The organism is Paenarthrobacter sp. NPDC091669, assembly GCF_044756725.1.
Lineage (GTDB): Bacteria > Actinomycetota > Actinomycetes > Actinomycetales > Micrococcaceae > Arthrobacter > Arthrobacter bambusae_C.
The window spans coordinates 28,109-42,233 of sequence record NZ_JBIVTK010000008.1; the positions used below are offsets into that span (position 1 = coordinate 28,109).

Annotated in this window: 11 protein-coding genes; 6 read left to right on the forward strand and 5 right to left on the reverse strand. The window is 64.7% G+C overall.

Features of this window, described 5'->3' with window-relative positions; translation table 11 throughout:
- Positions 1–169 precede the first annotated feature (169 nt).
- Together ACIQLI_RS14440 and ACIQLI_RS14445 are read left to right on the forward strand one after the other, a co-directional pair.
- Positions 170–1,174: an aldo/keto reductase gene (locus tag ACIQLI_RS14440; protein WP_400389635.1), complete on the forward strand. Its 1,005-nt coding sequence runs from the start codon at positions 170–172 to the stop codon at positions 1,172–1,174.
- Between the two features lie 9 nt (positions 1,175–1,183).
- The gene (locus tag ACIQLI_RS14445) at positions 1,184–1,834 is read left to right on the forward strand and encodes an MBL fold metallo-hydrolase (protein WP_400389638.1); all 651 of its coding nucleotides are present in this window, start codon (positions 1,184–1,186) and stop codon (positions 1,832–1,834) included.
- 71 nt (positions 1,835–1,905) lie between these two features.
- On the opposite strand, the gene ACIQLI_RS14450 is transcribed toward ACIQLI_RS14445, so the two are convergent.
- Both ACIQLI_RS14450 and ACIQLI_RS14455 read right to left on the reverse strand, forming a co-directional pair.
- Positions 1,906–3,630 (reverse strand): DEAD/DEAH box helicase, encoded by a 1,725-nt coding sequence (locus ACIQLI_RS14450; RefSeq protein ID WP_400389640.1) that lies wholly within the window; start codon positions 3,628–3,630, stop codon positions 1,906–1,908.
- 436 nt (positions 3,631–4,066) lie between these two features.
- Complete coding sequence (locus ACIQLI_RS14455; RefSeq protein ID WP_400389643.1) at positions 4,067–5,551, reverse strand: MFS transporter; 1,485 nt, start codon at positions 5,549–5,551, stop codon at positions 4,067–4,069.
- Positions 5,552–5,617: 66 nt separating this feature from the next.
- Here ACIQLI_RS14455 and soxR point away from each other — a divergent pair, with 66 nt between their 5' ends.
- Entirely contained in the window at positions 5,618–6,073 is a 456-nt protein-coding gene (gene soxR, locus ACIQLI_RS14460; RefSeq protein ID WP_400389646.1) for a redox-sensitive transcriptional activator SoxR, read from the forward strand.
- 5 nt (positions 6,074–6,078) lie between these two features.
- Here the strand turns inward: soxR and ACIQLI_RS14465 are convergent, their stop codons facing one another.
- A complete protein-coding gene (locus ACIQLI_RS14465; RefSeq protein WP_400389649.1) occupies positions 6,079–8,013 on the reverse strand; it encodes an FG-GAP-like repeat-containing protein in 1,935 nt (644 codons plus the stop codon).
- A gap of 164 nt (positions 8,014–8,177) precedes the next feature.
- Between ACIQLI_RS14465 and ACIQLI_RS14470 the strand changes: the two genes are divergently transcribed.
- Positions 8,178–8,921, forward strand: a complete 744-nt coding sequence (locus ACIQLI_RS14470) for an SAM-dependent methyltransferase (protein WP_400389652.1) — start codon at positions 8,178–8,180, stop codon at positions 8,919–8,921.
- Here the strand turns inward: ACIQLI_RS14470 and ACIQLI_RS14475 are convergent.
- Positions 8,918–9,952 (reverse strand): Lrp/AsnC family transcriptional regulator, encoded by a 1,035-nt coding sequence (locus tag ACIQLI_RS14475; protein WP_400389655.1) that lies wholly within the window; start codon positions 9,950–9,952, stop codon positions 8,918–8,920. The two genes, ACIQLI_RS14470 and ACIQLI_RS14475, sit on opposite strands and share 4 nt — an antisense overlap.
- A 140-nt stretch (positions 9,953–10,092) precedes the next feature.
- Here ACIQLI_RS14475 and ACIQLI_RS14480 point away from each other — a divergent pair, with 140 nt between their 5' ends.
- Both ACIQLI_RS14480 and ACIQLI_RS14485 read left to right on the forward strand, forming a co-directional pair.
- A complete protein-coding gene (locus tag ACIQLI_RS14480) occupies positions 10,093–11,307 on the forward strand; it encodes a M20 family metallopeptidase (RefSeq protein WP_400389658.1) in 1,215 nt (404 codons plus the stop codon).
- A gap of 35 nt (positions 11,308–11,342) precedes the next feature.
- Positions 11,343–12,635: an MFS transporter gene (locus ACIQLI_RS14485; RefSeq protein ID WP_400389661.1), complete on the forward strand. Its 1,293-nt coding sequence runs from the start codon at positions 11,343–11,345 to the stop codon at positions 12,633–12,635.
- Positions 12,636–12,711: 76 nt separating this feature from the next.
- Here the strand turns inward: ACIQLI_RS14485 and ACIQLI_RS14490 are convergent, their stop codons facing one another.
- Positions 12,712–13,989: a CynX/NimT family MFS transporter gene (locus ACIQLI_RS14490; protein ID WP_400389664.1), complete on the reverse strand. Its 1,278-nt coding sequence runs from the start codon at positions 13,987–13,989 to the stop codon at positions 12,712–12,714.
- Between the last annotated feature and the right edge of the window lie 136 nt (positions 13,990–14,125).

Sequence of the window (14,125 nt, forward strand, 5' to 3'; positions counted from 1 at the left end):
ATGGCTAGCTGCGTAGTAGACGTCTCCTACCATCGAATGCGCAGCGAACCATCGAATCGGGCAGGGCAGGGCCGGCCACGTCCACTCCCCAGCAGGAATACCTTCCGCGTCCACAGAGTTCACGCCAACAAAGGGCCCTCTGGAACACCTACGCGCATTGGAGACTTTCATGACTGCAGTTCAGCTCGGCGGCCTCACGGTCAGCCCCCTCGGCTTTGGCGGAATGGCCCTGACCCCGGTCTACGGCGGAATCGATCCTGAAGACGGCCTGCAAACACTGAGGCATGCGGTGGACGCGGGCATCACGTTCATCGACACTGCGGATGTATACGGCGCTGGAAGCAACGAGGAACTGGTGGGCAGGCTCCTGAAGGAGCGCCGCGACGACATCCAGGTAGCCACGAAGTTTGGAATTGAGGGCAACCCCGCGGACGGGTACACGGGAGTCCGCGGGGATGCGCCCTACATCAGGCAAGCGGCGGAAGCGAGCCTCCGCCGCCTGGACACTGACGTGATTGACCTCTACTACATGCACCGCCGGGACCTCCGCGTTCCGATAGTGGAAACCGTGGAGGCTATGGCGGAGCTGGTCCGAGAGGGCAAGGTCCGGCACCTCGGGCTGTCGGAAGTGACAGCCGAGGAGCTCAGGCAGGCCAATGCTGTTCATCCCATTGCCGCGGTCCAGAGTGAATGGTCAATCTGGAGCAGGGATGTTGAACTCAACGTTGTTCCTGCAGCCAAGGAACTTGGCGTGGGGTTCGTGCCTTATTCGCCGCTGGGCCGTGGATTCCTTACAGGAACCGTCAGCGCGGGCGATCTCGGGGAGAATGACTTCCGCCATAAGATCCCCCGTTTTGGTGACGAGGCACTTGATGCGAACCAGGCCGTGGTGGCCGCGGTTCGCGAGGTAGCCAGTGGGCTGGATGCAACTCCGGCCCAGGTAGCCCTGGCTTGGCTGTTCGCCCAAGGTCAGCGCCTTGGGATTTCCGTGGTTCCCATCCCCGGCACGCGCAAAGCGCACCGGATCGACGAGAACCTGGGGGCACTGTCCCTGCAACTGGGGACAGCACAACTTGAGGTGCTCGACCAGGCCGCGGCCGGCGTCGTGGGTTCACGATCGGCCGACCCCAACTGGGTGTCGCAGGGCCGCGAAACCAACCCGGCAACTGCATAGACTGACACGATGGATTCGCTTATTCACTCATTGCGTGACGTCACCATTCGCAGCATCTCCGTCAGCGAGATGAACAACAACGTGTACCTGTTGACGTCGAAGTCCACGGGGGCGCAGTTGTTGATCGACGCCGCCGACGACCTTCCGGCCATTCAGCAGCTGCTTGAGGACGCTGCCGCTGATTCGCCAGTCGAGACGAAGTTGGCCAGAATTGCCACCACCCACCAGCACTGGGACCACGTCCGGGCTCTGCCGGAACTCGTGGAAGCTACCGGCGCCAGCACTTCCGCAGGAGCGGACGACGCCGATGCGTTGCCGGTTCCGGTGGATGTCCGGCTTGGGCATGGCGACGTTGAGCGGTTTGACGACATCGAGATCACGGCGGTTCACTTGCGTGGACACACCCCTGGCTCGATCGCTTTTGTGTACCAGGATCCTGACGGGCCGGCCCACATTTTCAGTGGGGACTCGTTGTTTCCGGGAGGAGTCGGCAACACACAGAAAGATCCTGCACGCTTCACTTCACTGTTGAACGACGTGTCGGAACGACTGTTCGACGCCTATCCGGACGAAACCTTGGTGCACCCTGGCCATGGACTGCCCACGACACTCGGCGCCGAGCGGCCACACCTTGAGGAGTGGCGCGCCCGGGGCTGGTGACTTGCGGGGCCTTCTCTGCACGCTAAACCACAGGAATAGCGCGCAGAGCGGGCCTCACAACGGGTGGGGGGTTAGCGGCCGCGACGCTCGTTGGACGCGGGAGCCGAAGCGCGACGCGGGCCGCTGCGTGCCGGACGACCTGCGCCGGAGCCACCACCGCGGCCGGAGTTGCCGGAGGCACCCGAACCGTAGGATCCACCGGACGCAGCGCCCGTGGCGGAAGACCAAACGGCCTTGTTTCCACCGGTGCGGGTGCTCGTGGTGGACGCCGTGCGCGGAGCCGAAGCTGAGCGCTGACCCGTAGCCGGACGACCACTGCGGCCATTCTGACCCTGCGAGCCGGGAACGTCGTTGCGGTGAGTGGAAGCTGCCTTGCCGCGACCACGTGAGCTGCGGGCGACGTCGTCGTTCATTGCTGCCCGACGCTCAGCGCGGTTGACGTCCGTACGAACCGGTTCAGCCGCAACCTTGCCACGTCCGTTGCGACCGCCACGGCCACCAGCGGTGGGAGCAGCCTGCGTGGAGCGGCGTGCGCGCTTGCGCTGGGCGTTGGCACCGGTGGACGTGCCGCCACCCTGCGGAGCTTTCGCTGCGAGGAGGGCCGCACGGGTGCGGGGATCAACCTTGTCCGCGATGTCGCCCACGAGCTCGGCAATCAACGGGGAGTTGGCCGTGACGCGCTCAAAGTTGACGTCAACGCCGGCAGCCTTCATGAGCTTCTTGACGTCGCTCTGCTGCTCGGGGAGCGTCAGGGTGACTACGGTGCCATCGGAACCGGCGCGGGCCGTACGGCCTGAGCGGTGGAGGTATGCCTTGTGCTCTGTGGGCGGGTCCACGTGGATGACGAGTTCGACGTCGTCAACGTGAACGCCGCGGGCTGCGACGTCGGTGGCCACCAGGACGCGGACGTCACCGTTGGAGAACTCGGCAAGGTTACGGTCGCGGGCGTTCTGCGACAGGTTGCCGTGAAGGTCGACGGCAGGGATGCCGGCGTCGGTGAGGGTCTTGGCAAGCTTGCGGGCGTGGTGCTTGGTCCGCATGAAGAGGACGCGGCGGCCGGCGCCGGAGGCCAGTTCGACGATGAGCTGCTTCTTGACGGTCTGGTCGTTGACCACCAGGACGTGGTGTTCCATGGTGGTGACAGCGGCCTGGGGATCGTCCACGGAGTGCGTCAGCGGGTTGGAAAGGTAACGGTTGACCAGCTTGTCAACACCGTTATCCAACGTCGCGGAGAAGAGCAGGCGCTGACCCTGGGTGGGGGTCATGTCCATGAGCTTCTTGACGACCGGGAGGAAGCCGAGGTCGGCCATGTGGTCTGCCTCGTCCAGCACGGTGACCTCAACGGCTTCGAGGGTCAGGATGCGCTGGCGGATCAGGTCTTCAAGGCGACCCGGGCAGGCGATGACGATGTCGACGCCGGCGCGCAGCGCCTTTTCCTGGCGTGCCTGGGAGATGCCGCCGTAGATGACTGTGGTGTTCAGGCCCATGGCCTTGGCCAGCGGTTCGATGGTGGCGTTGATCTGGGTTGCCAGTTCACGCGTCGGGGCAAGCACGAGGCCCATGGGGCGGCCCGGCTTGCGGAAGTGCTTTGCTTCGCGCTCGGCCAAGCGGGCCACGAGCGGGATGGCGAAAGCGATGGTCTTGCCGGAACCGGTGCGGCCACGGCCCAGAACGTCGCGGCCTGCGAGCGTATCCGGGAGGGTCTTCACCTGGATGGGGAATGCCACTTCGATGCCATCTGCGGCAAGAGACTCAGCAATGGGCTTGGGCGTGCCAAGGGCAGCAAAAGTAGTCATAAACTTCATGTCTTTCGGGCGGTGTCCAGTTGCGGACATCGGCCCCCGACGCCGGTTGGGCCAGGGGTTCGCCGAGGAAAAGTCAGGTGGTCTACCGATTCGCTTCAACAGCGGTGGCCGGGACCAAATAGAACGCGTTCATCGACGCAGGATGTGCCTCTCACATGAAAAATGCCCTGCCGCGCAGCCGTTCAGGCCACCTGCTTTAGGGCGTCACCGCACATCAAGTGTTCCCAGCTTAGCAGTGTTTCTCCTGCGGACCTGCATCGGGGCTGCTCAGGCGCCCGTTGCGAGGCCTGCTTTGCGCGACTCGGGGCCCGCGAAACCCGCAGACCGGGCCCCACAACTACCTCCCCCACCCGTTGCGGGGCCTGCTTTGCGCGACTCGGGGCCACCAATGCGCGCAGAGCGGGCCCCACAACGGGTCGGGAATGGGTCAGGCGTTGCGCGTGAGTTCGGGTTCGGCGTCGGGTGCACTTGCTTCGGCACGTGACACACCCTGCCGGGCGCCCTCCCCCGCCCTGCCCGCGGCGACCCTGCCCGCGGCAGCCCTGGGTGCGGCGGCCCTGGGTGCGGCGACCCTCGGCGCGATCAGGACCCCGACGACGGCGATCACCGCCGTCAGCGCGAAGACCCCCGCAAACGAGTTCGTCGTCGTAAAGGCGGTAAAGACGAGTCCCGTGAGAGCCAGGGAGAGCGCGCCGCCCAGGGAGTCGGAGATGGACATGGCCGCACTGTTGAAGCCCTGGTTTTCAGGGGTGGACAGTGCCAACGTCATCACGGACAACCGCGGGTACATGAGGCCCATCCCGGCGCCGGCGAGGATCCAGCCGCCGATCGCCACGGCCGCAGGCAGCGCAAACGCGGCCGTCACCAAAGTCGAGATCACGGCAACCAGCACCAGCGCGGCCCCGATTTTCACGGCCAGCGCATCTACCAGCCGGGCACCCAATCGCCCCTGAACGGCAGAAGCCCCAGCCCAGGCCAGCGCGGCACCGGTCAGCGTCAGTCCAGCAAACGTCGGTGTAAACGCATAGCGCTCCGTCAACAGGTACGGCAGGTACACCTCGGCGCCAAAGAACGCCGCAGACGCGAGCCCGCGCACCAGGATCACGCTGGGCAACCCCCTGCGGGCGGTCAACGTTCCGCGGGGCACCAGTGGGCGGACCGCCGTCAGTGCCAGGACAAGCGCGACGACGGCAATCGCCCCGCCCACGCCCGGAACCTCTGCTGACAGGTTCAGTCCGAGGACGGCAACAGCTGCGAGCGCAGCCCACCCCATGCGGCCAAACGCCCACGGGATGGGCTCGCCGACAGATTCCGAAGCAGCCCCGGATCGTATCCCCCGCACAGCCGGCACCACCATGAGCAGCGCCGGAACCACCAGCCCCACAACGCCAAGGAACACCCAGTGCCAACTGCTTAGCTGGGCAACAACCCCTGCGGCGAAGGGTCCCACCAAGGACGGCACCACCCAGGAGGCGGCGAAGGCGGCGAAGATCTTGGGATGCAGCACGGGCGGGTACACGCGGGCCACCAACACATAGAGGGCAACAGTCATTGCCCCACCGCCAAGCCCTTGGACCAGCCGGCCCAGCACCAGGATTTCCATGGTGCCGGCCATCCCGGCAATCAGCAGTCCCACCACGAACAACGCCACCGAAGAATACAGGGGTGCCGCCGGACCACGACGATCCGACCAGTTCCCCGCTGCCACCATGCCCATCACGCCTGTTGCCAGCGGCCCGGCGAAGGCCAGTGCGTACAGGCTGGCTCCGTCGAGGTCGCGGCTTACCAGCGGCATGATGGTGGTTACTGCGAGGGACTCGAACGCGCTGAGGAATACCAGCGCGCAGGCTCCCACGGTGGCCAGCAAGTAGGGGCGGCTCAGTATCCCGGCCGTTGAGGTGTCAGAGGTCATGGTGGTTACCCTAGAACCTCAACTAATGTTGAGGTCAATCCACCGCCCACCACCGGAAGCAATGTCATGTCGCAAGCCGCAACACACCGGCCCCTCAGCATCGGTGAGCTGTCCGAGCGAAGCGGAGTGTCGCCGTCGGCCCTTCATTTCTACGAACGCAACGGGCTCATCGAAGCCGAGCGGACGGCCGGCAACCAGCGCCGGTACAGGCGCGACACGCTCCGGCGGGTCGCATTCATCAAGACCTCCCAGCGGGTGGGCCTGCCGTTGAAGGACATCCGTGAAGCCTTGGATTCCTTGCCGGACGGCAGGACTCCCACCAAGCGGGACTGGGCGAGGTTGTCGCTGCGGTGGCGCACGGAGCTCGACGAACGCATCGCCGCACTCCAGCACCTCCGCAACGACCTCGACGGGTGCATCGGCTGCGGCTGCCTGAGCCTGAAGTCGTGCACACTGCAGAACCCGTCCGACGAGCTCGGCGCTTCAGGGGCCGGGGCGCAGCGCTGGAACCAGCCCACGTAGCCGCATCAGAGGATGGCGGTCATGACGTTCCACCCGGCGCCCACCTGCAGGTCGGGTTGCAGGCCACCCGACGCCGTTCCGCGGTAGAGCTTGAGGTTTCCGTTGGCATCGCGCGCCAGGACATCGGGCACCCCGTCGCTGTTGACGTCGCCGGGTGTCACCAGCGCCGTCATGACGTTCCAACCGACACCCACCTGCTTGCGCGGCAGCCACCCCCCGCTGCCGTTCCCTTCGTAGAGCCACAAGGTGCCGGCCGCGTCTTTGGCCACGATGTCTCCTCCCGGAGCCCCAAACTCCCCCGGCCCCAGAAGGGTGGTCATCTGGTTCCATCCAATTCCCGCTTTGACGCGCGGGAGCCAGCCGCCTACCCCGTTGCCCGGATACAGCCAGAGATCCCCTGCGGCGTCGCGGGCCATGACATCGGCTTTACCGTCACCGTTGAAGTCGCCGGGGGTAACGACGGCGGTCATGGCATTCCAGCCCACGCCCACTTTGGTTCTCGGCAGCCAATTCGAGCGTCCGTTCCCGGGATAGAGCCAGAGGTCCCCGGCAGCATCCCGCGCCAGGACGTCAGCGTGGGCGTCTCCGTTGAAGTCGCCGGCAGAGAGGATGAGGCTCATGCCGTTCCATCCCGAACCCACCGCTGACCGTGGAAGCCATCCCTTCTTTCCGTCGCCGGGGTAGAGCCACAGGGTGCCTGCGGTATCCCGGGCGAGAACGTCAGTGGCGCCGTCGGAGTTGTAATCCTTCCAAACGTTCTTTGGCGGGCCGGAGGTGTCGATGACCCAGATGGCGTTGCCCTCAAAGGCGGCGGCGTAGAGCTTGGATCCGTCCGGTGCCATGGCCTGGACAGACGCGGAGGCACCGAGTTCGATGGTCTCGGCCAGCGGGATGGCTGACGTGTCGGACCTGGCGCCCCACACTTGGACCACCGTTGACTGGGTCCGGTAGAGGCGTGTTCCATCCGGGTGGACAACCATGGTGCTCCACTCCTGCCTGTCCGGAGTGGCCTGCCCCACACTCAGAGTCTCAAGATTGAGCTGGGACACCATGGGATTACTGATCACCCGACGACCCGGTGAAGGGTAGTACGGCTGTCCATGGTCCTCGAAAAAGGCGTGTTTGCTGTCCGGAGTGAAGACCGGAGCGGACGGTGCCAGGAACGTCGAGAAAGTGGCCAGGACCTTATCGGTGGCGGTGTTGATGACCGAAAGTCCCCATCCGTGCACCGTCACCAACCGGGTTCCGTCCGGTGACATGGTGCCATCCGTTCCGGTCATCGGCCCGGCGCCAAGGACGGTTCGGCTCTTGGTATCAATGACTGCGACGGATGCGCCCTTAAGCGCGTAGAGCTTGGCACCGTCCGGAGTTGCGAGCAGCTTGGTGATGGTGCCACCTGTAGGTATTTGGGCGGTCACCTTGCCCTGGGCAACATCAACCACTTTCACGCCCGCGTTGGCGAGTCCCACGTACAGCGCCGTTCCACCCGGGCTGGCCACCATGCCGGTCACGTCGTCGGCCATCGGGACCACAAACTTTACGGTCATGGTGGATGTGTCGACGATAGTGACGCTGCTGCCCGTCGCCATGAAGGCCGATGTGCCCTTCGGACTCAGCACCATTGCCGTGGTGGCGCCGGCCTGGACGCTCTTGGTCGCCACTCCCTGGGCTGTATCGATGACCGAAAGACGACCCTCGGGGCTGGCCACAAAGAGCCTGCTGCCGTCCTTGTTGAGCTCCACAAATCGCGGGTGGGCTACGTCGATTTTCCGGGGATCGGCCGGGCCGGCTGCCTGGACCACCGCCTGGACCGTCAGCGCCCCGGCGTCGGACGTTGGTGAAACCGCCTGCGAGGGTGGCGCCGCTGCCATCACCACCACAGCTGCAAGGGCACCTGACAGGCAGGCCTTCAGACTGAATTTTCGCGCCAGGAACACCATGAATCCCCCAGTTCAGGCGCCCCTGGATTCGCGAAGGGCGCGTGTGCGACAAAGGCTACCCACCGTCGAATGGAAATACCATAGCCGGCCCCTCACCGGCGTGGAACTTGCCGGACCAGCAACAGGCATTGCCTTCTGTCCGCCCGTAGCGGCACGCTTGGCGTATGACTGAAAAGACGCACGACGGCGGTACTCCCCTGAGCGAACAGCCCACCAGTGCGGGCACCCATCGGCACGGGCACCAGCATGAAGGAGCGCAACAGAGCGGCCTGAACCTCCATGAGGATGCGGACAACGCCGTGGACATGTGGGATGGCATGTACCGGGAACGGACCAAGGTTTGGAGCGGGAATCCCAACCCGCAACTCGTGGCCGAAGCCAAGGACCTGAAACCTGGCCGGGCCCTGGACCTCGGCTGTGGCGAGGGCGGCGACGCCCTGTGGCTCGCACAGCAGGGCTGGACCGTGACCGCTGTGGACGTGTCCGCCGTCGCGCTTGAACGGGCAGCTGCGCATGCAGCGGAAACCAGCCACCGGGACCGGATCACCTGGCAGCAGCAGGACCTCACCGAGTGGACGCCGGAGCCGGTGTTTGATTTGGTCTCGGCGCAGTTCCTGCACTCACCCCTGCTGCCGTGGCGCGACTCGGCCTTGAAAGCCGCTGCCGCCGTCGCACCCGGTGGCACGTTGTTGATCGTGGGACACCATCCCCACGGGCTGCCGTCGTGGAGCCATCACCACGACTCCGGCATGTTTTTCACTCCGGAGCAGTTGGCCGGCGCGCTGCGACTGGACCGAGAGCCATGGTTCGTCAACGTCCTCACCGACCGCGAACGTTCCGTCACTGGCCCCGACGGCGAGTCAGGCACCACCCTGGACACGGTCCTCAGGGCTACCAAGCACGCCTAAATGCCGTCGGGCAGCAGCTCCGCGTAGGGCGCCACCACCTCGCCAGTGGCGGTCGAGTCCGGGTTCAACATCCATCCGACCCGCTTGGCTGTGTTCAGCATGACCACGCTCTCCACCAGTTCGATGCCCGGGATCCGTTGCTGGACGGTGAGCTCCATCTCCAGGACTTCGGCCAAGGATCGCAGCCACATGATGATGGTGAAGTTGGTGCGGCCCGTGGTGGACGCAGCGAACCGGACGTTCCGAATGGCACGCGACTCGATGGCCGCTGCCTCGTGCCGGCCCGCCGGCACGTTCGCAAACCACTGGATGGTCACGGGAAAGCCCGAGAATTGTTGGGCAATTTCGCAGCGGAAGGACAACGTCCCGCTGGCCAGGACCCTTCCCAGTTGCCGCTGGACTGTGGCCGGATTCCGCCCCAAAGCCCTGGCGATGTCCGCCGCAGTGGCCCGCCCATCCCTGGCAAGGAACGGGATCAGCGCCAAGTGGCTCTCAGGGAGTGGGGCGGCCGTTGATTCAGGTCCCAGGGGAATGGCCTCCGGTCCTGCGAGTGCCCGGAGCGCCTGCTGCTCAGCTTTGGTCAGGACGTTGAGGCGCCAGGCGTAACCGCTGATATGGATCCGGGTGCAAAGCGCCGTGTGGTACTTGGTGAGTCCGCGGATTTCCTTCAGCCTGGGCAACAGTTGTGTGCTGAACTGTTCCAAGTCCCGTGTGATCACCGTCAGCGTCAGGTCGCGGTTGCTCGCAGCTTCCTCAACGGTGATGATCTCCGGGAGCTCGGCTAAAGCTGCGGTCACGTCCGGCCTGAGGTGCATTTCGCAGTCAACGTCCACCATGGCCAGGCACATGTTCTTCGGATCACCCGTGAGGTGCGATGTGGTCCATGCCGCTCCTGCCTCCCGGAGTCGGTCCCAACGAGCCGCCAACGTGGTGGCGTGGACACCCAGAACCTGGCCGGCATCGGACCAGCTGAGCCTGGGTGAAATTTGCAGGGCGTTGATCAGGCGCAGGTCTTCTTCGCTGAGTTCCATGACCCGATTCTTGCAGATGGCTGCATAATTCATGATCATCGCAGCGAAAAATGCATATTTCCAGATGTTTCCCACCATGTGAAGCACATCACCAGACAATGTTCTAAGGAAGAGACCCCGGATAAACCCAGGAGTAAAACATGACCATCGCTGCCGACGCCAAGGAGCTGCGGGACGACATCGTCCGCCTCCGTCACGACCTTCACCGCGAACCCGAAATCGGCCTGCAGCTTCCCCGCACGCAGGAAAAGGTGCTCAAGGCACTGGACGGACTGCCGTACGAGATCACCCTTGGTGAAGAAACGACGTCGGTCACTGCGGTTCTCCGCGGCGGTGCCCACGCTTCGGCTGAGAAGCCCGTGGTGTTGCTGCGAGCCGACATGGACGGGCTTCCCGTTCAGGAGACCACCGGCGTGGACTACACCTCCCGCGTGGATGGCGCGATGCATGCCTGTGGCCACGACCTCCACACCTCCATGCTGGCCGGTGCCGCCACCCTCCTGGCAGAGCGCCGCGATCAGCTGGCCGGCGATGTGATCCTCATGTTCCAGCCCGGCGAGGAAGGCTTCGACGGTGCCGGCTACATGATCAAGGAAGGCGTTCTGGACGCAGCCGGCAAGCGCGCGGACGCCGCCTACGGCATGCATGTGTTCTCTTCCGTGGCCGATCACGGACAGTTCCTCACGAAGCCCGGCATCATGCTCAGTTCCTCGGCGGGGCTCTTCGTCACCGTCCACGGCGCCGGCGGACACGGCTCGGCACCCCACCTGGCCAAGGATCCCGTCACCGCCGCGGCGGAAATGGTCACCGCCTTGCAGGTCATGGTCACCCGCCAGTTCGACCTCTTCGATCCCGTAGTCCTCACTGTTGGCGTGTTGCAGGCCGGAACCAAGCGCAACGTCATCCCGGAGACCGCCCGCATAGAAGCCACCATCCGGACCTTCTCCGAAGCGTCGCGCAGGAAGATGATGGAAGCAGTACCCAGGCTGCTGCAAGGCATCGCCGCGGCCCACGGGCTGGAGGTTCATGTGCAGTACGACGATGAATACCCGCTCACCATCAATGATGAGGACGAGACCACCACAGCGGAAAAGGTCATCGCCGGAATGTTCGGCGAGTCCCGGCACACCCGGATGGCCACGCCGCTGAGTGGTTCCGAGGACTTCTCCCGCGTCCTCGCCGAAGTTCCAGGGACGTTCATCGGCCTCAGTGCCGTTGCCCCCGGTGCCGACCACGCGACGTCGGCGTTCAACCACTCGCCTTACGCAACGTTCGACGACGGCGTCCTCACCGATGGTGCAGCGCTGTATGCCCAACTCGCGGTATCCCGCATCGCCGCCCTCGCCGGCAACTAACGTCCAGCCTTCCCCGCATCAGCTTGGAGAATCTCATGACCACCACCGCAGGAACGTCGGCCGACGTCACGGTCCACAAATCCCACGCGCGGACCCTCATCGGCACCGGCATCGGCAACGCCGTTGAATGGTACGACTGGGCGATCTACGCAACGTTCTCACCGTTCATCGCCAGCGCCTTGTTCAGCCAGGCCGACCCCACGTCAGCTGTGTTGTCCACCTTGGCGATCTTCGCCGTCGGGTTCGTGGCGCGTCCGTTTGGCGGTTTCGTGTTCGGCTGGATCGGCGACCGGATTGGCCGCAAAACCTCCATGACCGTGGCCGTGGCGCTGGGCGCGGTGGGCAGCCTCCTCATCGGCATCGCGCCCACGTTCGCTGCCGTTGGAGCCTTCGCATCGGTGATGTTGCTGATCGCACGGCTCATCCAGGGCCTTGCGCACGGCGGTGAGTTGCCGTCGTCGCAGACCTACTTGTCCGAAATGGCACCCAAGGAACACCGCGGCTTCTGGGCAACCCTGATCTACACCTCCGGCACCGCCGGAATCCTGGCCGGAACACTGCTGGGGGCCATCCTGACCAACGTGTTGAGCAAGGAAGACATGAGCGCCTGGGGTTGGCGCATCCCCTTCCTGATCGGTGGAGTGCTGGGCATCTACGCCCTCTTCATGCGGGCCAAGATGAAGGAAACCGAGGCCTTCGAGGCAGAGGCTCCCAATGAGAAGCGCCTGCCGATCCTGCCGCAGATCATCAAGTACCGGAAGCAGGCGTTCCAGGTCATCGGCCTGACCGTTGGTTTGACCGTTGTCTACTACATCTGGGGAGTCGTGGCGCCGAGCTATGCTGCCACCGCTTTGAAAATGGACCGCGGCGAAGCCTTGTGGGCAGGTGTTATTGCCAATGTGGTGTTCATTGCCGCCCTGCCGTTCTGGGGCAAGCTCTCGGACCGTATCGGCCGCAAACCTGTCATCATCGCTTCAGCCGCCGGCGCCGCCCTCCTGCACTTCCCCATGACATGGCTGCTCAAAGACTCGCCGTGGCAGCTGGCAGTGTCCATGTCCGTGATGCTGTTCTTCATCGCCGGAAGCGCCTCAATCGTCCCCGCCGTGTATGCCGAACTGTTCCCGACCCACATCCGCACCATCGGCGTCGGCGTTCCGTACTCCATCTGCGTCGCGGTCTTCGGTGGCACGGCCCCCTACTTGCAGACCTGGCTCGGCAGCATCGGGCAGGCCCAACTGTTCAACGTGTACGCAGTGATTCTTCTGCTGGTGGGGATCGCGTTCGCCTTCTCCATCCCGGAGACCAAGGGCAAAGACCTGACCGTCTAAGTTAGCCCGCGTTCGTTGCCAGGCCCGCTCTGCACCTTTCCCTGAGGTTTTGGGATGCAGAGCGGGCCTCGCAACGTTAAACGAAGCGGTCGCGGCCTGCCCGGTAACCAAAGAAGGCGGCCAGGGACCCGACCACCAGGAAAAGAATTCCGGCTGCTGCGAACCCGCCCGTTGCCTGATGGAGTTGGCCCACCATCAGCGTGCCGAGCGAACCTACTCCGTAGCCGACGCCCTGCATCATCCCGGACAGGTGCGCAGCCGTGTGGGCGTCGCGGGTTCGGACCATAATCATGGTGAGGGCCACCGCGGTGAGCGATCCTTGGCCCAGCCCGTTGAGCCCGGTCCAGACCCAGATCAGCTCGGTGGGGCCAAAAATCGTCAGCGCGAAACCGCCTCCGGTCATCAGCGCCACCACCATGTTGATGATCCGCTGATCCTTGAACCGCGTGGCCAGGGCAGGGGCAAACAGCGAGCCCAGCATCTGCAGCACGATCGATACCGAGACGATCAGCCCCGCCGTACTGCCATCGATCCCCCGGTCCCGCAGGATGGGCGCCATCCAGGCGAAAACGCTGAACGACATCATCGCCTGCAGCACCATGAACATCGTCACCTGCCAGGCTACGGCTGAGCGCCACACATTCACGCCGCCGTGGACTGCGTGGTGCTTCACCGCCGGCTGCCGGATTGCCAGCGGCAGGAAAAGCAAGAGTACGACGGCGGCAGGAACCGCCCAGAACCACAGCGCCGAGGTCCAGTGGCCGGTTGCCGTAAAGACCGGATACGTGAAGCCGGCGCCCAGGGCGGCCGAAGCGCAGATTGCCGTGGTGTAGAGGCCACCCATCAGGCCGAGGCGGTGCGGGAAATCCCTTTTGACGACGCCTGGAAGGAGGACGTTGCAGAGCGCGACGGCGGCACCGCAGGCAGCTGTTCCGGCAAGAAGTGCGGGCAAATGACCCATACCCGGGAACTCCACGGGCCGCAGCAGCAAGCCCATCGTGAGGACGGCCATGGCACCCAGGAGCACACGTTCCGCACCGAATCTGCGGGCCAGGATGGGGGCAAGTGGTGCGAAGACACCCAGCAGCGTGACCGGAACGGTGGTGAGGACCACCAACGCCCAGCCCGGCAGGCCGGCGTCGGACGTTATTTCCGGGAGCACCGCGGAGAAGCTGGAGAAGACGGTGCGGAGGTTGAGGCCGATCAACACGAGGCAGATGGCCAGGTAGATCAGGCCCCTTCTGCCGCTTAACTGTGTGGGATCCGGTGCAGGTTCTTCATCGATCTCTGCATCCACCGCGATCTCAGGGAGGACTGATTTCTCTTGGTACCCGGGCGTCTTGGAGGAGGTCACACGTCCTATTCTGTCAGTGCGGCTTGGGCAGGGGGTCCGTTGGGCGGGATATGACCGGTGAGCGGTATTGGACCAGCGGTGCATGGCCAGCGGTGTATGGCCAGCTGCCTTGGCAGCGTTATCCACATAGGAAAGA